The sequence below is a fragment of the Ruminococcus hominis genome, from assembly GCF_014287355.1.
Taxonomy (GTDB): domain Bacteria; phylum Bacillota; class Clostridia; order Lachnospirales; family Lachnospiraceae; genus Schaedlerella; species Schaedlerella hominis.
The window spans coordinates 730,040-752,086 of sequence record NZ_JACOPE010000001.1 but is presented as its reverse complement, the minus strand read 5'-3'; the positions used below and the strand labels follow the sequence as shown (position 1 = coordinate 752,086).

12 protein-coding genes, 5 tRNA genes and 3 rRNA genes are annotated in these 22,047 nt (G+C 41.2%); 3 read left to right on the top strand and 17 right to left on the bottom strand.

Annotated elements, in window-relative coordinates; all coding sequences use genetic code 11:
- Window positions 1-2: 2 nt before the first annotated feature.
- Both H8S40_RS03310 and H8S40_RS03305 read right to left on the bottom strand, forming a co-directional pair.
- The gene (locus tag H8S40_RS03310) at window positions 3-1,757 is read right to left on the bottom strand and encodes an ABC transporter ATP-binding protein (protein WP_186864540.1); all 1,755 of its coding nucleotides are present in this window, start codon (window positions 1,755-1,757) and stop codon (window positions 3-5) included.
- Window positions 1,750-3,498, bottom strand: coding sequence for an ABC transporter ATP-binding protein (locus H8S40_RS03305; protein WP_118688788.1), 1,749 nt, complete (start codon window positions 3,496-3,498; stop codon window positions 1,750-1,752). The genes H8S40_RS03310 and H8S40_RS03305 overlap by 8 nt, the downstream gene beginning before the upstream one ends.
- Window positions 3,499-3,646: 148 nt before the next feature.
- Between H8S40_RS03305 and arcC the strand changes: the two genes are divergently transcribed.
- Entirely contained in the window at window positions 3,647-4,579 is a 933-nt protein-coding gene (gene arcC / locus H8S40_RS03300; protein ID WP_118688787.1) for a carbamate kinase, read from the top strand.
- A 217-nt stretch (window positions 4,580-4,796) separates the two neighbouring features.
- Window positions 4,797-5,453: a PAQR family membrane homeostasis protein TrhA gene (gene trhA, locus H8S40_RS03295; RefSeq protein WP_117992155.1), complete on the top strand. Its 657-nt coding sequence runs from the start codon at window positions 4,797-4,799 to the stop codon at window positions 5,451-5,453.
- A gap of 48 nt (window positions 5,454-5,501) precedes the next feature.
- Here the strand turns inward: trhA and lon are convergent, their stop codons facing one another.
- Complete coding sequence (gene lon / locus H8S40_RS03290; protein WP_117992154.1) at window positions 5,502-7,769, bottom strand: endopeptidase La; 2,268 nt, start codon at window positions 7,767-7,769, stop codon at window positions 5,502-5,504.
- A gap of 204 nt (window positions 7,770-7,973) precedes the next feature.
- Between lon and H8S40_RS03285 the strand changes: the two genes are divergently transcribed.
- Window positions 7,974-9,281, top strand: coding sequence for a glycosyltransferase (locus H8S40_RS03285; protein ID WP_186864539.1), 1,308 nt, complete (start codon window positions 7,974-7,976; stop codon window positions 9,279-9,281).
- A gap of 91 nt (window positions 9,282-9,372) precedes the next feature.
- Here H8S40_RS03285 and nadA read toward each other — a convergent pair whose 3' ends face one another.
- The 14 genes from nadA to H8S40_RS03215 all read right to left on the bottom strand — a co-directional run bounded on the left by nadA (window position 9,373) and on the right by H8S40_RS03215 (window position 22,027).
- Window positions 9,373-10,287, bottom strand: a complete 915-nt coding sequence (gene nadA, locus H8S40_RS03280; RefSeq protein WP_186864538.1) for a quinolinate synthase NadA — start codon at window positions 10,285-10,287, stop codon at window positions 9,373-9,375.
- A gap of 84 nt (window positions 10,288-10,371) precedes the next feature.
- On the bottom strand, window positions 10,372-12,264 hold the full coding sequence (locus H8S40_RS03275; protein ID WP_186864537.1) for a diguanylate cyclase: 1,893 nt from the start codon (window positions 12,262-12,264) through the stop codon (window positions 10,372-10,374).
- Window positions 12,265-12,324: 60 nt separating this feature from the next.
- Window positions 12,325-12,756 (bottom strand): RrF2 family transcriptional regulator, encoded by a 432-nt coding sequence (locus tag H8S40_RS03270; RefSeq protein ID WP_022075369.1) that lies wholly within the window; start codon window positions 12,754-12,756, stop codon window positions 12,325-12,327.
- Between the two features lie 320 nt (window positions 12,757-13,076).
- Window positions 13,077-13,148: transfer RNA gene (locus tag H8S40_RS03265), tRNA-Asn, on the bottom strand.
- A gap of 71 nt (window positions 13,149-13,219) precedes the next feature.
- Window positions 13,220-16,111, bottom strand: a 23S ribosomal RNA gene (locus tag H8S40_RS03260).
- A 216-nt stretch (window positions 16,112-16,327) separates the two neighbouring features.
- A tRNA-Ala gene (locus H8S40_RS03255) sits at window positions 16,328-16,400 on the bottom strand.
- Between the two features lie 77 nt (window positions 16,401-16,477).
- Window positions 16,478-16,551 (bottom strand) — tRNA-Ile (locus H8S40_RS03250).
- A 5-nt stretch (window positions 16,552-16,556) separates the two neighbouring features.
- Window positions 16,557-16,674: ribosomal RNA gene (rrf, locus tag H8S40_RS03245) — 5S ribosomal RNA — on the bottom strand.
- 115 nt (window positions 16,675-16,789) lie between these two features.
- Window positions 16,790-18,322, bottom strand: a 16S ribosomal RNA gene (locus H8S40_RS03240).
- Together the 16S, 23S and 5S rRNA genes with 3 tRNA genes alongside form the textbook arrangement of a ribosomal RNA operon.
- 572 nt (window positions 18,323-18,894) lie before the next feature.
- Window positions 18,895-18,984: transfer RNA gene (locus tag H8S40_RS03235), tRNA-Ser, on the bottom strand.
- Window positions 18,985-19,145: 161 nt separating this feature from the next.
- Window positions 19,146-19,231 (bottom strand) — tRNA-Ser (locus H8S40_RS03230).
- Between the two features lie 117 nt (window positions 19,232-19,348).
- Complete coding sequence (gene ispD / locus H8S40_RS03225) at window positions 19,349-20,050, bottom strand: 2-C-methyl-D-erythritol 4-phosphate cytidylyltransferase (protein ID WP_186864536.1); 702 nt, start codon at window positions 20,048-20,050, stop codon at window positions 19,349-19,351.
- 33 nt (window positions 20,051-20,083) lie between these two features.
- Window positions 20,084-21,112, bottom strand: a complete 1,029-nt coding sequence (gene tsaD, locus H8S40_RS03220; RefSeq protein ID WP_118738319.1) for a tRNA (adenosine(37)-N6)-threonylcarbamoyltransferase complex transferase subunit TsaD — start codon at window positions 21,110-21,112, stop codon at window positions 20,084-20,086.
- A 9-nt stretch (window positions 21,113-21,121) separates the two neighbouring features.
- Entirely contained in the window at window positions 21,122-22,027 is a 906-nt protein-coding gene (locus H8S40_RS03215; protein ID WP_022076312.1) for a ribonuclease Z, read from the bottom strand.
- Window positions 22,028-22,047: the final 20 nt, after the last annotated feature.

Here is a 22,047-nt window from a genome sequence, read left to right as displayed (position 1 = left end):
TGTTACTTCGCAAACTGACTTTCATACAAATGCTTATAAAATCCACCGACCTGCAATAATTCGTCATGCGTTCCCTGCTCGATAATATTTCCATCCTTCATCACAAGAATCACATCTGCTTCCCTGATTGTAGACAATCTATGGGCTACAATAAAACTCGTTCTTCCTTCCATCATCTGATGAAAAGCTTTCTGAATTCGGATTTCTGTACGTGTATCAATAGATGATGTTGCTTCATCCAAAATCAACATTGGTGGTAAATTTAACATTACCCTTGCAATACAAAGCAATTGTTTCTGTCCTTGCGAAAGATTTCCTCCTTCTTCCTGGATCATCGTATCATACCCTTCCGGCATTCTCTTAATAAAGCTGTGGGCATGGGCTGCTTTTGCTGCCGCTATGATCTCTTCTCTTGAAGTCCCCTCTCTTCCATATGCAATATTCTCAGCAACAGTCCCTGATTTAAGCCAGGTTTCCTGCAAAACCATACCAAAATTTTCTCTCAGACTGTCTCTTTTAATTTCCTGAATGTCATGACCACTGACAATAATCTGCCCTGCATCAATATCATAAAAACGCATCAATAAATTAATCAGTGTTGTCTTTCCACATCCTGTCGGGCCTACGATAGCAATCTTCTGTCCCGGCTTTACCTGCAGATTCAAATGTTGAAGTAACGGAACATCTTTTCTATAAGAAAATGATACTTCTTTTAATTCCAGACTTCCGTCTGCCTGTTGTAAATCAACCGCCTGCTCATAATCAGGGATTTCTGGTGTTTCTTCTATAAAATCAAACACTCTTCTCGCACATGCCGCAGCATTCTGAAGTTCCGTAATGACACTGGAAATCTCATTAAACGGTTTTGTATACTGATTTGCATAGCTTAAAAAGCAAGATAATTGTCCTACGGAAATATATCCCCGGATTGCACTTAACGCACCTGTAATTCCAACACCTGCATATACAAGTCCATTTACAAAACGAGTGCTTGGATTCGTAATTGATGAAAAGAAAATCGCACGCAGACTAACTTTTTGCAAATCTGCATTTATCTCATCAAATCTTTCCAAAGCCCTTGAACCATATCCAAATGCCTGTACTACTTTTTGGTTCCCCACCATCTCATTAATAAGCGATGTCATCTCTGCGCGCTTCTCTGATTGTGCTTTGAACATCGTATATGTTCTCTTTGCAATAAAGCTCGCAACAAACAATGACACTGGCGTGATTAAGATAACAACCAGAGAGATTTTCACATTAATTGTCAACATAAAGAGTAATGTCCCCACAATTGTAACAATTCCTGTGAATAACTGTGAAAATCCTATCAGCAGTCCATCTGAAAATTGCTCTACATCTGTTATGATTCTGCTGATTGTCTCACCATACTGATGTGAGTCAATATATTTTAGTGGAAGTTCCTGTAATTTTGCAAATGCCCGGATTCGAACATCTTTTACTACCCGGTAAGTAATTTTATTATTACATAAATTCATAAGCCATTGTGCCACACCTGTCAGAATGATCACAACCGCATATTTTTTTAAAATCTGAAATACACCGGCAAAATCTACATGTCCTTTTGACAATATCAAGTCAATTGCATTTCCTGATAAGATTGGTGCATACAAAGTCAGTGCTACAGAAATTGCTGCAAAAATCAACGATAAAATCAGATAATGCATATATGGACGTATCAGCTTAAAAACTTTTTTTATTGTATCCTGATTCTTTTTTTCTAACTGATTACTCATGGTCCTGCACCTCCTCTTTTGAAAATTGAGAATAGCAGATTTCCTGATATACCTCACATTGTTTCAACAATTCCTGATGTGTTCCATAGCCAACCATCTGTCCGTCATCTAATACAATGATCTTATCTGCATGCATAATCGATGCAGCTCTTTGAGACACAATAAATACAGTCATATTATTTGTATCTTCCGCGATTGCTTTTCTTAAATTAGCATCTGTTGCAAAATCCAACGCAGATGCACTATCATCCAAAATCAATACTTCCGGATTGCGGACCAATGCTCTTGCGATTGTGAGTCTCTGTCTCTGTCCTCCTGACAGATTCTTTCCGCCCTCACTTAACACTGTGTCTAATTTACCAGGTTTATTTTCTACAATTTCTAATGCCTGTGCTGTCTTAAGTGCCTCAAAAATTTCTTCATCGCTGGCATCTTCTCGTCCCATCTTCATATTATCTCGAATTGTTCCATGGAACAAAACTGCTTTCTGCGGAACCGTGCCGACTTTACTTCTCAGATTCTCTACTTTATATTCCCGGACATCTTTCTCATTGACAAACACCCGGCCTTCTGTCACATCGTAAAATCTTGGGATTAAACTTACCAAGGTTGACTTTCCTGAACCGGTACCACCGATAATTCCGATTGTCTCACCTTTTTTTGCTGTAAATGAAATGTGCTCCAGAGCAGGTTCTTTACTCTCCTGATAATAAAATGTTACGTCTTCCATGCTTACAGCTGTTTTTGGTTCTTCTGTCTGTTGCACTGCTGACTCTTTTTCATTACCATCTACAATGCCCGGCTTCATTGCAAACACTTCATTGATTCTTCCTGCCGATGCCAATGCTTTTGTAAATGTTATGATCAGATTTGCCAAGGCCACAAGTGCCAACAATGTCTGTGTCATATAGTTTACCAGTGCAATTACTTCTCCTTGTGTCATATCGCCTACATTTACCTGAATTCCACCAAACCAGATAACTGCAATAATCCCGGCATTTACAATAATATATGTCAAAGGATTCAATGATGCCGAAATTTTACCGACATGCATCTGAATATCCATCAACATATCACTCTTATGTTCAAAGGTCTCTCTCTCCAGCTTCTGAGTACGAAATGCACGAATCACACGAACTCCTGTCAAATTCTCACGGGTTGTCAATAATACTTCATCTAATTCTCTTTGAACCTTCTTGTATAAAGGAATCGTAATAACCATAATTCCATAGATAACGAATGCCAACAGCGGAACGGTCACAACAAATACCATTGCTGCCTTCCAGTTAATTGTAAATGCCATAACCAGTGCGCCGACAACTATAAACGGTGATCTTAAAAATAGTCGTAATACAAGATTCACCCCTGATTGTACCTGATTGACATCACTTGTCATTCGAACAACCAATGTTGAACTTCCGGCCTTATCAACTTCTGCATGTGACAAATTTTCAATATGCCAGAATAAATCATGCCTGAGTGCAGTTCCAAATCCAACTGCTGCCTTCGCCGCAAAATATTGTGCCAGCAATGAACATGTAAGCCCTAAAATTCCAAATATTACAAGCACGGCACCCATTTTCCAAATATAAAGCGTGTCGTGATTCTTGATACCAATATCTATGATGTGTGCCATAATAACCGGCACGATCAATTCAAACGTTGCTTCCAATAATTTAAACAATGGACCTATAATACTCTCTTTTTTATAATCTTTTAAATAAATAAGCAGTTTTCTCACAAATTTACCTCCATTCTAACCCACGTTTTTTTATTATAACATTTTTCTTCCCGAATGAATACTTACATCTTGCTTTTTTCTTTCTGACAATTTATTATGTAAGAAGGAATTTTCATACATTGCTTAGACGAAACGGAGGAACGAAATTATGAAAAAAAGAGCGGTTATTGCACTGGGTCATAGAGCGCTTGGCACAACATTACCAGAACAGAAAGTTGCTGTAGCTAAAACAGCCAAATCTATTGCTGATTTGATTGAAGAAGGATATCAGGTTGCGATCACTCACAGTAATGCACCTCAGGTCGGTATGATTCATACTGCTATGAATGAGTTTGGCAAAACTCATGATAATTATACATCTGCACCAATGTCGGTCTGCTCAGCCATGAGTCAGGGTTATATCGGATATGACCTGCAGAATGGAATTCGCGAGGAATTATTGAACCGTGGTATTTATCGTACAGTCAGCACAGTCCTGACGCAGGTTATTGTAGATCCGTATGATGAAGCTTTCTATACCCCAACAAAAGTACTCGGACGTTACATGAATGCTGAAGATGCCAACGAAGAACGTAAAAAAGGAAATTATGTAGTAGAAGAACCTGGTAAAGGATTCCGTCGAGTTGTATCCGCTCCAAACCCGGTTAAAATCGTAGAATTAGATGCTATCAATGCTCTGCTTAATGCTGATCAGTTAGTTGTTGCATGTGGCGGTGGCGGTATTCCTGTTCTGGAACAGGATAATCACTTACGCGGTGCCAGTGCTGTTATTGAAAAGGATCTTGTCGCAGGTAAACTTGCAGAAGGTGTCAACGCCGATCTCCTTATTATCCTTACAAGTGTAGATCAGGTTTGTATTAACATGGGCACTCCAGCTGAAGAAAAACTCGGTTCTATCTCCGTTGCTCAGGCAAAAGAATATATGGATGCCGGACATTTCGGTACTTACAATATGTTTCCTAAATTTAAGGCTGCTGTTGAATTCATCGAACAAAAAGAAGGTCGCGAGGCTCTGATCACTTCTCTTGAGCAATTAAAAGCCGGTTTACATGGAAAAGCCGGAACAAGAATTCATGGATAATTCTAAAATAGGATGCGAAAAATGTAATAACATTTTTCGCATCCTATTTTATTTTCCTCTTGCTTTTTTTCTTTTATAGGTATAATATAAACATGTGTTACATGTAGTTTTAAATACTACATGTAGAGTTATTTAATTCTATTTCGTATGTTAACTATTCATATAATCAAACAAACATGAATATATTTCAATTGATATAAAAGAGGAGGAATGAATCATGAAATCACAACATCATATTAAAGAACCCGGCAGTGCGATCACCCATTTTATAGGAATGTTAATGGCAATCTTTGCAGCTGTCCCATTACTGATCAAAGCTGCTCATGAACCTAGCCGTATTTACGTTATCTCACTCGCAATCTACTCTGCAAGTATGATATTATTGTATGCAGCCAGTACTACTTATCATACATTTGATATTTCTGCTAAAATCAATACGATTTTAAAAAAATGGGATCATATGATGATTTCTGTATTAATTGCAGGAAGCTACACGCCAATTTGTTTATTAGTATTAAAAGGAAAAACCGGACTTATTCTCCTGGCCATTGTGTGGAGCTTCGCTATCGTAGGTATTCTTATTAAAGCCTTCTGGGTTTACTGTCCGAAGTGGATTTCATCCATTCTCTATATCGGAATGGGCTGGACATGTGTTCTTGCTTTCACTCAAATATTAAACTCCATGAGCCATACTTCTTTTTTATGGCTTCTGACAGGCGGAATTATTTATACTGTTGGCGGTATTATCTACGCATTAAAGCTTCCGATTTTTAATAGTAAACATAAAAATTTTGGAAGTCATGAAATTTTTCATTTATTCGTAATGGGTGGAAGTATGTGTCACTTCGTAGTTATGTATGCACTATTACCTTAATCTTAATGAATACTTTTTTCTTATTCAAGTCGAACGGTTGGGACCACATTATAGTCCCAACCGTTTTAATACATCTTTTACTTTTTTAACAGGTATAATCTCCAGCTTTTCTTTTACTTCTTCTGCAACATCTTCAAGGTCTTCCACATTTTCATATGGTATAAATACTTTCGATACTCCTGCTCTCTGCGCTGCCATAAGTTTCTCCGGAAGACCGCCTATTGGCATTACCCCACCACGTAAAGAAACTTCTCCGGTCATCGCATATTGAGGACTAACAGCTTTACCAGTCACCAACGACGCCAATGCCGTTGTCAGTGTTATGCCGGCAGATGGGCCGTCCTTTGGTACCGCACCGGCCGGAACGTGGATATGCAAATCATTTTCTTTCCACATTGCTGCTGATTCCGGATACATTGATTTAACCAGACTAACCGCAATCTGAACAGACTCCTTCATAACATCACCCAGCTGACCTGTTACCTGAATCTTACCGCTTCCTTTTATAAACATCGCCTCTATAAATAAAATCTCCCCGCCGGCTGACGTCCATGCCAGTCCGGTAACGACTCCCGGCTGCTTTTCTTCTAAAATACTCTCATGATGGATTGGCTTTTGATCCAAAAATTCACGAAGCCGTTTTGGATTTACTGTAATGCTCTTTTGTTCCCCTTTTACCAATTTTACAGCGGCATAACGGCACAATGTATTCATTTGTTTTTTCAGTCCTCGAACGCCTGATTCTGCCGTATAATCTTGGATAATTGTTCTAATTGCATCATCCGTCACTTTCAGATTCTTAGCCTTAATTCCCATTCCTGCCATTGCTTTTGGAAGCAAATGCTTTCTTGCAATCTGAAATTTTTCCACTGCTGTATATCCCGGAAACTGTATTACTTCCATTCGATTTAGTAAAGGCTCCGGAATTGTATCCAACGAATTTGCTGTACAGACAAATAATACATCTGATAAATCATATGGTACATTCAAATAATGATCTGTAAAATTGTTATTCTGCTCGGGGTCTAATACTTCGAGCAACGCGCTTGCCGGATCTCCGCTAAAATCTTTTGACAGCTTATCAACTTCATCCAATACCATAACCGGATTCGATGCTCCACATCTTTTCATTCCTTCCATGATGCGCCCCGGCATAGCCCCTACATAAGTTCTTCTATGTCCACGGATCTCTGCCTCATCTCTTACGCCACCAAGACTGACTCTCACATACTCTCGGTGCAATGCCTTTGCAATACTCTGACCGATACTCGTCTTACCGGTTCCCGGTGCCCCGACAAATAACAAAATTGAACCCGATTGCTTTTTATTCAGTTGCATAACTGCAATTTGTTGAATAATTCTTGCTTTTACTTTTTTCAAGCCATAATGTTCTTCGTCCAAAATATCTTCTGCTTTATCCAAATCAATAGCTTCTACTTCTTCTTTCTTCCAGGACAGTGTCGTTACAAAATCCAGATAATCGTAGAGCATGCCGTATTCATGACTATCTTTTCCTTCCTGCTTCATGCGGTTTAGAATCTTTTCTGCTTCTTTTCTCGCAGTCTCATTCATGCCGGATTCTTCTATTTTCTGCTCAAATCTACGCACATCTGATATATTTTCCGGATGCATCTCATCTAATTGACGTTGCAGAAAATCAATCTGTTTCTTAATTGCATCTTCACGATATACTTTCTCATGACGTTCTTGTTGCGCATTCTCTGCTTCTTCTCCAACTCTTGTCACTTCTATAAACTCATACACAGCGTGTTCCATCTTCTCTATACGCTGTGACAACACATCCGTCTCTACAATCTGGTATCTTTCTTCATTTGTCAGATTCAGATAGCTGGACAATGCAGATACAACTTCGCTTATTGATTTCCAATGCAATATGTAACTTCTGGCCCATACACCCCATTGAAATCCCTGTGCGAAACGGAGCAGTGAGGTACGCATTTTTTCAAAACGCATCTGACACTCCTGTGCATCAATATCTTCTATCTCATCCCGATTCACTGCTTCCAGCGAAATATTTCCCTCTGCTACTTCTATATTATGAATATCTACTCTGTGAAATGTTCGGACATTGATATTACCATCCCGATCAATCCCTTCTACTTTTCCTTCTACACCAATTGGATAAAAATCCTCCGCCGTCAGGCTCTGTCTCTCCTTATCCTCTTTTTGATATAAAAAGATCAGTTCTTCTCCCTCTTTCACATCTTCTATCTCTAATTCCTGAAACACATCTTGCTTAAAGTAAAATGTTACTCCCGGCAAAATAATCATATCATAAATAGGTACTACGATCATATCATTCACCCTGCTTTCTATATCTGAAAATCTTAGTTCATATTTGTTAGCACTCTTTTTCGTCGAGTGCTAATTTATGATAACAATATCATATTCTCTTTATTTTGTAAAGTAGCTCCTTCGTGTAAACTCATACCTTCCTTGAAAATTTATCTGCTCTTTGCTATAGTAACTTTAACATCATTTTTCAAAGAGGTAAGCTTTATGAATCCAACAGTTAGTATTATTGTTCCTGTCTATAAAGCAGAAACTTTTCTCTCTCGCTGTATTGACAGTATTTTAAATCAAGAATATCGCGACTTTGAACTATTACTGGTCGACGATGGAAGTCCTGATTCTTCCGGTGAAATCTGCGATACCTATGCAAGAAGTGATTCCCGCATCCGTGTCATTCATCAATCAAACAGTGGGGTATCGATTGCACGAAATCATGCTATAGATCAGGCCCGTGGAACATATCTTCAATTCCTTGACAGCGACGACTGGATTACCCCTGATGCCACCAAACTTCTTGTACGTTCGGCAGAAGATTTTCAGGCAGATCTTGTAATTGCCGATTTTTATCGTGTTATAGGTGAACGCGTTTCTCACAAAGGCGATATTGATGAAGATGAGGTCATTTCCCGTGAAGAATTCGCTGAGCATATGATGGAAAATCCTGCCGATTATTATTATGGTGTAATCTGGAACAAATTATATAAAAGAGAATTGATTGAGCAGCAGCATTTACGAATGAACCCAGATATTAGCTGGTGTGAGGACTTTATGTTTAATCTGGAATATATTCGATACGCGACACGATTTTACGCTTTAAAGACACCTATTTATTATTATGTGAAAACAAAAGGTTCTCTTGTAACACAAGGTGCTAGCATTTCCAATACCATAAAAATGAAATTGAACGTATTTGAATACTATAATAATTTCTATAAGAATATTCTAGATGAAGAAGAATATGAAAAGAACCGACTGCAGGTATATCGCTTTTTCATAGATGCTGCGAAAGATGGGGCTGTTCCGCCAGCAATCCTGCCCGGTGCTACCCGCCTGGGAGAGGAACGTGCCAAAGTTTGTCAGGCAGCTATTGCCGGAGAAGGTGTTTTGATGGATAATTACCGTACTCGAAAATTATTGGAACGTTATCTGGAACCTGTTGCTTTAAAGCATGATTTATCTATGACTGAAATCTGGGTTCTTTTTTATCTTTGCCACCCACACAGTGTTACAACACGCAAAGAACTGGCCGATTTTATTGATATTTCCAAAAGTTCCCTCTCGAGAGCATTAAAAAAACTTACTTTAAAAAATCTAATCATGATAGAAGATTCGCGTTCACCAAGACAGCTTTTGATTACTCTTCTTTCAGCAGCTGATACAATTCTTGCCGATCTCTCTGTTGTTCAAAATGATTTTGACCAGACTCGTTTTTCTGAATTTACAGAAGAAGAGCTAATTCAATACGCACAGCTCTCTGATAAAATAAAGGACAATATACAGCGTAGATTACAATAAAGGTTTAATTCCTATGTACTTTCGAATAAAAAAGTGAGACAGATTTTTTCCCCCGTCTCACTTTTTTTATTCATTATTAAATTTTATTATCTTATTTCTGTGCATATTCCAGCATTCTCTTCAATGGGAGTTCTGCCTTCACTCTCAAATCTTCTGGCAATTCTACTTCTGGCTCCAATGTTTCAAGTGCCTGAGCTACTCCTTCCAGACTAATTCTCTTCATATTTGGACAGAACTGACGATGTCCTACAGAATAGAATTTTTTCTCCGGATTCTTCTGCTCTAATTCATAGAATACTCCGATTTCTGTACAGACGATAAATTCTTTCTTATCCGATTCTGTCACATAATCAATAATCTGAGATGTGCTTCCGATGTAATCTGCTTCTTCTAATACATCTGGTGTACATTCTGGATGTGCAACTACAACTGCTTCCGGTTTTGCCTCTTTTGCTTTTAAAAGCTCTTCTTTATGGATACTTTTATGTACATGACAGAATCCATCATTAAATATAAAGTGTTTCTCAGGAATCTGCTCTGCTGTATATCTTCCAAGATTGTTATCCGGAATAAAGAAAATATCTTTGTTTGGAAGATTTTTAACAATCTTAAGTGCATTGGAAGATGTTACACACACATCAGATAATGCCTTGATCTCTGCTGTTGAATTTACATAACATACAACCGATACATCTGGATATTGTTCTCTTACTTCTTTAATTTTTAATTCATTCACCATATGCGCCATAGGACAGTCAGCGTTTTTATCTGCCATTACTACTTTCTTCTGCGGATTAAGAATCTTTGCACTCTCACCCATAAATGATACACCACAGAAAAGTATTACATCTGCATCGACTGTCGTTGCTTTTTTTGCAAGGAAATAAGAATCACCCACATAATCTGCAATAGCCTGAACTTCTCCATCTACATAATAATGTGCAAGAATTACTGCATTTTTCTCTTTTTTCAAACGATTAATCTGCTCTATTACTGTTTCACTCATTATTCTATACCTTTCGTTTCCACTACTAATCACATATATCTCTTCTAGGGTATAACAAATGTAAACTTTTTGCAAGCAAATGTTTTACATCTGTCTTGTCATCTCGTTTTTTTTCTTTTCCTTATACATTACTTTATCAGCCTGTTTTACATACTCTTCCAGCAATAATTTTTCATCAGGTTTTGCACACACCCATCCTACACTAGTGGATATCTGAAATGGAATATCCAGGATTTCATTTGCCTGTTTTAATTCATCATAAATCGCCTCTTTGATCCTAAGACCTTTGTTATAGTCACCACCTGAGACTACAATAACAAACTCATCTCCACCATAACGAACAACAACAGAATGTTTCGGGCAAACTTTCTTCAGAACATTCGCTACAGTTGTAATTGCAATATCACCATTTTTATGTCCGTATGTATCATTGATCATTTTTAAACGATTAATATCACTAAACAGTATTAAGGTTTCTCTCTGTTCAAGCCGGTCATATTGCAAAATCTTTTCCGCATGCCTCGACAAGGCAAAGCGATTGTAAACTCCTGTCATAGCATCTTCCGCACTCAACTCATCTAACATACGGTTCATCTGCTTCAATGCCAGTCTCTCAACCATAACCTGCATTGACATATTGATACAATGTGACCCGCGAAATAAACTTTCATCATCAATCATTTGAAAACTGTCCTTGATTACACAATAGCCAATTGTTTTTTCTTGAAAATGAACCGGCATAATCATATAGGCATGCGCTTTTTCATCATCCACTTCTTCTCCTGGAATTAGTTTTGAAATATCAAATAACTCCTTATACTCTACCAGCTTTCCTTTTTCCAATGCAAAAATCACAATTAATTTTGAATCGTATTCTTGATTGTTGAGGATTTGTCCTGTATGCTGCTCCAATTGCTCAGTTCTATTAAGCAATATATACATTGCACTACACGGAATATTATTTATTACATGTTCTGCCAATGTATTCGCATACTCATTCCAATTTTCACTTTGAACCAGTCTCTTTTGTAAAATCTGAAAATTATTCTGTACATAATTTCGATTTAACATCGTCTCGATTATATGTCTTTTTCCATTTTTGGGTTTTTCTTCATGATTTGTACATCCACAACTTGAACGATAGACTACCTCACTCTCCAAAGTTGTTTTTTGTGGAACATCCTCCCCATTTATCAAACGAAACAATACATCGCAACTTTGATAGCCTGCTTCTGTTTTTTTACGCTCTACTGTTGTCAGGCTTGGACGATATGTACTTGCAATTCTCAAATTATCAAATCCAGAGATTCTAAAATCCTCTGGTGCATGTAATTCCTGTTCACCAGCTGCAGCACAATACCCTATTGCCATCTCATCATTTGCAGCAATAACACAATCCGGAACTTCCAAACCCATTTTTTGAAAATCATAAAATGCCTGATATCCATCATGATATGTGTAGTTGTAATTTCGAAACCAGGCTTCTTCATATTGCAATCCTTTTAAATCCATTGCATCCTGAACACCTTTTTTTCGCTTTTGTGATTCATAATTATCTTCTGGTCCGCCTATGAAATATATTTTTCTACACCCATGTTTTTCAATCATGTGTAATGTTATCTCTTTCACAGTTCGATAATTCTCACATCCGACATAATATAGACCTTCCAACTCATGTTCCATACTAACTGCCGGTTTTCCACTTGCAACCAGTTTCTTACGTAATTTTTCCCTCTCTTCTCCTGAAGTAATATTATTCGATGCCATAAGAAATCCGTCATATTCATTACAATCTAATAATGAAAAAATCTGATACTCTCCCTGATTGTACAACAAATCTTCTTTTTCTCCGCCATAACAACTGAATATATAAAGATCAGCGCCTTCTTCTTGTATACGTTTTCGAATTCCTCGAATAGCATACTTCATTACTTCTCCATTAAATCCCCCTTGCAGCAGTGCTATTTTCTTCTTCATCTGCCACCTCCGCGTTATTTATATTTCTATTATAACGCAATTATATCCATTTGTCCTATATTAGATAATATAATTTCCTACATCTGTAGAATCCACTAATAAATCTGCTAATGTAATTCCATCAAAATAATCAAGAATTAACTTATACAGACCTTCCCACATTTTAATTGTTTTACACACGGTAACACGTTCACATAAATTTGGATTGTCTTCCAGGCATGAAATCGGTGCCAATGAACCCTCTGTAAGTTGTAAAATACTCCTGATCGTATATTCTTCCGGGGCTTTTGCAAGCTGATATCCGCCACCCTTTCCTCGTAGTGAGCGAACAAATCCATTTTTACTTAATGATGCCACAATTGATTCCAGATATTTTTCTGAAATTTCCTGTCTTTTTGCTATATCCATCAATGGAATATATTCTCCTGTGTTATGTTCTGCCAAATCTAACATTACACGAATTGCATAACGTCCTCTTGTTGATATCTTCATAATATTCCTCCAATCCTATATACCTATTATATCACAAGGTTAATATACTTTTCAAGACTAACAAAAAAATACGTACAAGAAAAAGACTATGCACTCCTGCTCAGCTTCGTCGGGCAAGCCCGACTCCAATTCGCTGGATTGCATAGTCTTTTCTTGCTTTGAGGTGTACCATGATTGAAATAGGTGGAGCGATGATGTATTTACTTTTCTGGTGTCTGATGTATCTATATCATGGGTTATTTGCTTGTGCAGATGCCTTTAGTTCACGACGACCCCCTAGTAAAAAAACACCTCATAAATCTATGAGATGTTCTTCTAACCTCCCCGAGTTGGGTTCGAACCAACGACCCTTCGGTTAACAGCCGAATGCTCTACCGCTGAGCTATCGAGGATTACCTTTATTGAAGTATACCTTCAAAACTGCATACAAAGTTTTTCATCCATCTTGTTCCTATCACCTGTTCTGGTTATGCCCTCGACCTATTAGTAACAGTCAGCTCCATGTGTTACCACACTTCCACCTCTGCCCTATCTACCTCGTCGTCTTCAAGGGGTCTTACTAACTTGACGTTATGGGATATCTTATCTTGAGGGGGGCTTCACGCTTAGATGCCTTCAGCGTTTATCCCTTCCCGGCTTGGCTACCCTGCCATGCATCTGGCGATGCAACAGGTACACCAGCGGCCAGTCCATCCCGGTCCTCTCGTACTAAGGACAGCTCCTCTCAAATATCCTACGCCCACGCCGGATAGGGACCGAACTGTCTCACGACGTTCTGAACCCAGCTCGCGTACCGCTTTAATGGGCGAACAGCCCAACCCTTGGGACCTACTTCAGCCCCAGGATGCGATGAGCCGACATCGAGGTGCCAAACCACTCCGTCGATGTGAACTCTTGGGAGTGATAAGCCTGTTATCCCCAGGGTAGCTTTTATCCGTTGAGCGATGGCAATCCCACTTTATACCACCGGATCACTAAGTCCTACTTTCGTACCTGCTCCACCCGTCGGTGTCGCAGTCAAGCTCCCTTCTGCCTTTGCACTCTTCGAATGGTTTCCAACCATTCTGAGGGAACCTTTGAGCGCCTCCGATACCCTTTCGGAGGCGACCGCCCCAGTCAAACTCCCCACCTGACATTGTCCCCCAGCCGGATCACGGCTGCTGGTTAGAAACCCAATACTGCAAGGGTGGTATCCCAACATCGACTCCACGGCAACTGGCGTTACCGTCTCCTAGTCTCCCACCTATCCTGTACATGCAATATCGAATCCCAGTATCAAGCTGGAGTAAAGCTCCATGGGGTCTTTCCGTCCTGGCGCAGGTAACCAGCATCTTCACTGGTATTTCAATTTCACCGGGTGCATTGTTGAGACAGTGCCCAAATCATTACGCCTTTCGTGCGGGTCGGAACTTACCCGACAAGGAATTTCGCTACCTTAGGACCGTTATAGTTACGGCCGCCGTTTACTGGGGCTTAAGTTCAAAGCTTCGCTTGCGCTAACCTCTCCCCTTAACCTTCCAGCACCGGGCAGGCGTCAGCCCATATACCTCACCTTTCGGTTTTGCATAGACCTGTGTTTTTGCTAAACAGTTGCTTGGGCCAATTCTCTGCGGCCATTCGCATGGCACTCCTTCTCCCGAAGTTACGGAGTCATTTTGCCGAGTTCCTTAACAATGCTTCTCCCGTCGGCCTTAGGATTCTCTCCTCATCCACCTGTGTCGGTTTACGGTACGGGTATGATATAAACAATAGCGGCTTTTCTTGGCAGTTAGCTCACGCTCTTCCCTACTCTTTTTCGGTCCGCATCACGTCTTCCCGTTGCCTGCCGGATTTTCCTGACAGACCGGTACCTCGCTTGCGCCGGGCTTTCCGTTCCCGGCTCGCGCTCTCTCCCTGCGTCCCCACAGTTCTGTTATATCATAGTACAGGAATTTCAACCTGTTATCCATCGACTACGTCTTTCGACCTCGCCTTAGGCCCCGACTTACCCAGCGCAGATCAGCTTTACGCTGGAAACCTTAGATATTCGGCCGGAAGGATTCTCACCTTCCTCTCGCTACTCATTCCGGCATTCTCTCTTCTTAAAAATCCACTGCTCCTTTCGGTACAGCTTCGTCTCTTTAAGAATGCTCCTCTACCAATTAACATTCGTTAATTCCTAAGCTTCGGTAGTGTGTTTCAGCCCCGGACATTTTCGGCGCAGGACCTCTCGACTAGTGAGCTATTACGCACTCTTTTAATGGATGGCTGCTTCTGAGCCAACATCCTAGTTGTCTTCGAAATCCCACATCCTTTTCCACTTAACACACATTTTGGGACCTTAGCTGTAGGTCTGGGCTCTTTCCCTTTTGACTACCCAACTTATCTCGTGCAGTCTGACTCCCATACATCATCTACGCGGCATTCGGAGTTTGATATCTCTTAGTAAGCTTTGACGCCCCCTTAAGAATTCAGTGCTCTACCTCCGCAAGACTCGTATGAGGCTAGCCCTAAAGCTATTTCGAGGAGAACCAGCTATCTCCGGGTTCGATTGGAATTTCTCCCCTATCCACACCTCATCCCCACCCTTTTCAACGGATGTGGGTTCGGTCCTCCATTGCCTTTTACGGCAACTTCAACCTGGACATGGATAGATCACCCGGTTTCGGGTCTACTCTGACTGACTTCACGCCCTATTCAGACTTGGTTTCCCTTCGGCTCCACACCTTCAGTGCTTAACCTCGCCAGCCAGCGTAACTCGCCGGACCGTTCTACAAAAAGTACGCGGTTCATCATATAAAGATGTTCCACAGCTTGTAAACATATGGTTTCAGGTTCTCTTTCACTCCCCTCCCGGGGTCCTTTTCACCTTTCCTTCACAGTACTATGCGCTATCGGTCACTAAGAAGTATTTAGCCTTACGGGGTGGTCCCCGCTCATTCCCACAAGGTTTCTCGTGTCTCGTGGTACTCTGGATACCGCCATGTCAACTCGTCTTTCGCTTACGGGGCTTTCACCCTCTCTGGCTGGCTTTCCCAAAACCATTCTGCTAGACTTATTGAATCAATTCTGCGGTCCGAACCCCGGAGTGCACGCACTCCGGTTTGGGCTCTTCCGCTTTCGCTCGCCGCTACTCACAGAATCACATGTTGTTTTCTCTTCCTCCGGCTACTTAGATGTTTCAGTTCACCGGGTTCCCTTCCTAACGTTATGGATTGGCGTTAGGATACTTGAGGTTTGCTCAAGTAGGTTTCCCCATTCAGAAATCTCCGGATCAATGGATATTTGCTCCTCCCCGAAGCTTTTCGCAGCTTATCACGTCTTTCATCGGCTCTTAGTGCCAAGGCATCCACCATACGCTCTTATCAGCATAACCAACAGACAAGAAACACGGGTTGGTTTCTCATCGACACATACTAGCGTGTATGCGTTGGTAATAGGTCAATTTCTTTTGAGTCTGTTTTCTTCAGACTTCAGTTAATGTTTGTTAACATTACCTCGGATGTCTTGATTAGATATTTTTTAATCTTATCATCTATATTTCTTTGTATGCAATTTTCAAGGTACACTTTTGATTCCTTCTGGAATCAAGTGGAGAATACGAGATTCGAACTCGTGACCTCCTGCTTGCAAGGCAGGCGCTCTCCCAACTGAGCTAATCCCCCATAATTGGTTTTTATTCAAATTGTATGGGCTTAAGTGGGCCTTTCCTCCTCTATCCGGAAGGCTTCCTTAAATTGTATGGGCTTAAGTGGACTCGAACCACCGACCTCACGCTTATCAGGCGTGCGCTCTAACCAGCTGAGCTATAAGCCCATAGGATTTGGCGGCCACCTACTCTCCCACACCGTCTCCAGTGCAGTACCATCGGCCGTTTAGGTCTTAACCATCGTGTTCGGGATGGGAACGGGTGTTACCCCTAAACGCATCGCCACCAAAAGGTTTCATTATCAAGTTGTTTCTTGATAACTAAACAATAGACAGCAGTTCTCTTTACTTCACTCTTCCGTTTTAGTTGGATTGTTCCAGACGAAAGAATGTTTTTCTTCCTTAGAAAGGAGGTGATCCAGCCGCACCTTCCGATACGGCTACCTTGTTACGACTTCACCCCAGTTATCGGTCCCACCTTCGGCAGCTCCCTCCTTACGGTTGGGTCACTGACTTCGGGCGTTACTGACTCCCATGGTGTGACGGGCGGTGTGTACAAGACCCGGGAACGTATTCACCGCGACATTCTGATTCGCGATTACTAGCGATTCCAGCTTCATGTAGTCGAGTTGCAGACTACAATCCGAACTGAGACGTTATTTTTGGGATTTGCTTACCCTCGCGAGTTTGCCTCCCTTTGTTTACGCCATTGTAGCACGTGTGTAGCCCTGCTCATAAGGGGCATGATGATTTGACGTCATCCCCACCTTCCTCCAGGTTATCCCTGGCAGTCTCTCCAGAGTGCCCGGCCAAACCGCTGGCTACTGAAGATAGGGGTTGCGCTCGTTGCGGGACTTAACCCAACATCTCACGACACGAGCTGACGACAACCATGCACCACCTGTCTCCGGTGTTCCGAAGAAAAGCTCCCATTACGGAGCGGTCACCGGGATGTCAAGAGCAGGTAAGGTTCTTCGCGTTGCTTCGAATTAAACCACATGCTCCACCGCTTGTGCGGGTCCCCGTCAATTCCTTTGAGTTTCATTCTTGCGAACGTACTCCCCAGGTGGACTACTTATTGCGTTTGCTGCGGCACCGAATGGCTTTGCCACCCGACACCTAGTAGTCATCGTTTACGGCGTGGACTACCAGGGTATCTAATCCTGTTTGCTCCCCACGCTTTCGAGCCTCAACGTCAGTCATCGTCCAGTAAGCCGCCTTCGCCACTGGTGTTCCTCCTAATATCTACGCATTTCACCGCTACACTAGGAATTCCGCTTACCTCTCCGACACTCTAGAAAAACAGTTTCCAATGCAGTCCCGGGGTTGAGCCCCGGGTTTTCACATCAGACTTGCCTCTCCGTCTACGCTCCCTTTACACCCAGTAAATCCGGATAACGCTTGCCCCCTACGTATTACCGCGGCTGCTGGCACGTAGTTAGCCGGGGCTTCTTAGTCAGGTACCGTCATTTTCTTCCCTGCTGATAGAAGTTTACATACCGAAATACTTCTTCCTTCACGCGGCGTCGCTGCATCAGGGTTTCCCCCATTGTGCAATATTCCCCACTGCTGCCTCCCGTAGGAGTTTGGGCCGTGTCTCAGTCCCAATGTGGCCGGTCGCCCTCTCAGGCCGGCTACTGATCGTCGCCTTGGTAGGCCGTTACCCCACCAACCAGCTAATCAGACGCGGGTCCATCTCATACCACCGGAGTTTTTACCTCTGCACCATGCGGTGCTGTGGTCTTATGCGGTATTAGCAGTCATTTCTAACTGTTATCCCCCTGTATGAGGCAGGTTACCCACGCGTTACTCACCCGTCCGCCGCTCAGTCACAAAACTCTTCATCCCGAAGAAATCTAAGTAAAGTGCTTCGCTCGACTTGCATGTGTTAAGCACGCCGCCAGCGTTCATCCTGAGCCAGGATCAAACTCTCGTTAAAAGTGTTTGTTCTAGTCAAGATTAACTCTAGCTAATCTATCCTTTTACTGTTGTTTTGGTTTGTTATAAACCGTTCTTAAAAAATTTTCTCTTAAAGAAATTTTCAAGGATCTGTTGTCTATTGTTTAGTTATCAATGTTCTTTGTTTGTTGTCGTTTGCGACAGCTTATTTAGATTATCACATCTTTCACTGTTTGTCAACAACTTTTTTAATTTTTTTGCTTTATCGCTTCAAGTTCATTCTCTCGATGTCTTGTTTGCGACAGCTCATTTATATTAGCATGTACTCTTTATTCTGTCAACACTTTTTCTAAACTTTTTTCATCTTATCTCAAAAAATGTTTTATCAGTTTTCATGCCTTCTTGTATCACATATTTCAAGTCGAGCAGCCGCGAGACTTGGCGCGTGATTCTGGTCAGCGTAAGCTGACACATTCTTTTCAGAATCACTGCGCATCCTCGCGGAGCGTTTATCTCAGTCGGAGATTGGACTCCCACTGAGACAAATTTGCTGTTACTCACCACCTGAAAGAGGTGGGAGTCTTCTCGACTGAGATAATCATGTAACACAAACGGAGAAGGAGGGATTTGAACCCTCGCGCCGCTACTAACGACCTACTCCCTTTCCAGGGGAGCCCCTTCGGCCAGCTTGGGTACTTCTCCAAAAAAAACGACCGAAGATTAATATACATGATTTGTTCTAATTTGTCCAGTCTTTTTTTCAAGTTATAAAATGCATCCTCACGGAGTCTTTTTGTATATTAGGAAAGAAGACTTTGCTAATATACAAAAAATCGTATCGGCATTTACCGATACGATTCAAGCGGAGAGGGTGGGATTCGAACCCACGCGCCCTTGCGGACAAACGGTTTTCAAGACCGCCTCGTTATGACCACTTCGATACCTCTCCATATTCTGTTTCGTCGCTTTTTGTTTTATGTCGTTCGCGACAAGTAGTATACTATCACATGGTTTATATTATGTCAACACTTTTTCAAAACTTTTTTAAACTTTTTTGAAAAATTATTTATTTTCCATATTTTCCAGCAAAAACCTCGCCTATTTCCAAGTCTTCCGGCGTTGTGATTTTAATATTTTCATAGCTTCCTTGCACTAATCTTACAGAATGCCCCGTAAATGTTTCTACTACCATTGCATCATCCGTTACATTCGTCTCTTCTTGTTCCATTAAACATCTATATGCTTCTTTCACCAGCCCAACATGAAAAACCTGTGGTGTCTGCACCATCCATACTTTACTTCTGTCCGGAGTTTCAGCAACATTTGCATGATCATCCGCAATCTTTATTGTATCCTTTACTGGCATTCCAACAACACATGCATTACAACTCTGAACAGATTCATATGCACGTTCTATTATCTCTTCACTTATAAACGGGCGTGCGCCATCATGAATGAATACATATCCATCCTCTACGTACTTTAATGCATTCCATACGGAATTATAACGTTCTGCTCCGCCTTCCACAATATGTGTCACTTTTGTAAAACCGTATGGTCTTACAATCTGTTCCTCACAATAGGCTTCCTCTCCTTGTCCGGTAACAAGATAAATCTCATCTATAAGAGCCGAATCTTGAAATGTCTGTAATGAATAATACAGCACCGGTTTATCCTGTAACAACAGATATTGTTTATGCACTTTTGTTCCCATTCGCTTTCCCTGTCCTGCTGCCAATACGATTGCTGTACAATGTTTCTTTACCATTTCAAGATTCTCCTCTTTATTCCCTACTTTATATCATCGTTCTCCAAGCTTCAGATTTGGCACGGCATTCAAATCCCATCCATGTCTTGTTCCTGCAAGATATTCATAATATGCCGCCGCACCGATCATTGCCGCATTATCTGTACAGAAAATCGGAGACGGATAATAAAATTTCATATCACGTTTTGCACATGCTTCTTCCATCGCCTGACGCAATGCACCATTCGATGCCACTCCACCTGCTATCGCAAACTTATACATATCAAATTCATCTACTGCTTTCATAGATTTCTCTACCAATGCATCAATTGCTGCCTTCTGAAATGATGCCGCAATGTCTGCCGGATTATATTCCTGTCCTTTCATTTGGCATCCATTGATATAGTTTAAGACAGCTGATTTCAATCCGCTAAAGCTAAAATCATATGGTGATCCTTCAATTCGTGCTTTTGGAAATACAATCGCATCTGGATCTCCTTCACGTGCAATTCTTTCAATCTTCGGTCCTCCCGGATACCCCAAACCAATTGTACGTGCCACTTTATCATAGGCTTCTCCAACTGCATCATCGCGTGTTCCGCCTAAGATTTCATACTTTCCATATTCCTTTACGCATACAAGATGTGTATGTCCGCCAGATACTACCAGGCACAAAAATGGTGGCTCTAAATCTGGATGTTCAATATAATTTGCAGAAATATGACCTTCTATATGATGCACTCCGATCAATGGTTTATTCTTTGCAAATGCGATTGCCTTTGCTTCTGCAACGCCAACTAACAGGGCTCCCACAAGCCCCGGTCCGTAAGTCACTCCGATTGCATCGATTTCATCCAATGTTGTATCCGCTTCTTTCAATGCTTCTTCAATTACCTGGTTAATTTTTTCAATATGCTTTCTGGAGGCGATTTCCGGTACGACTCCACCATACAATTTGTGCAGGTCAATCTGAGAAGAAATAATATTAGATCGTACTTCTCTTCCATTATGCACTACTGCTGCTGCAGTTTCATCGCAGGAGCTTTCTATTGCCAAAATATTAATATCCTGTATTTCCCTCATAATTTTCTCCTAGTCAAATTTCATTTCTACAGACATCCTGTCTTTTCCCGCCTTAGACGCCGGAAAAATCTTACGCACCTCATCCATATACATTTCCGGATGCGTAAGCGACGGACTATAATGTGTCAACCACATTTCTCTTACATTTGCTTCTTTTGCAAGCTCTGCTGCCTCATAAAATGTCATATGCTTATATTCAACAGCTTTTGCTGCCTTTTCTTTCTCTCCGTACATTCCTTCACAAATAAACAAATCCGAATCCACCGCATTTTCACGAATTGATTTTGTCGGTCTTGTATCCGTTGTATAAGTCAGCTTAATTCCTTTTCTGGCTGGTCCAAGCACCATGTCCGGAGTCAGCACACGACCTTCCGTCTCTATCGTTTCACCCTTCTGCAACAAACTCCAATATTTCTGTTCAATATTCTGTTCTTTTGCACGGGCAGGATCAAATTTTCCGGCACGATCGATTTCCAATGTATATCCATAACAGAGTACATTATGATTTACACGAAACGCCTTAAGCCTGTATCCATTCATCTCAAAAGTCTGTTCTGCACCTTCAATTTCTTTGTAATAAATTGGAAATGGTAATTCTGGTGCAATTACCCTGAGGGCATTTACAACTCGCTCCAAGCCTTTTGGTCCGATTAAAGTCAGCGGTTCTGTTCGGTCCGCATTTCCCATTGTCAGTAACAATCCCGGTAAACCACTAATATGATCACCGTGATAATGAGTAAAACAAATCACATCAATCGGTTTAAAACTCCAGCCTTTTTCTTTTATTGCGATCTGTGTTCCCTCGCCACAATCGATCAGCAAACTGCTTCCATTAAATCTGGTCATCAGGGAAGTCAGCCAACGATATGGCAGTGGCATCATCCCGCCACAGCCAAGTAAACATACATCTAACATATTATTCCTCTATTTCTACG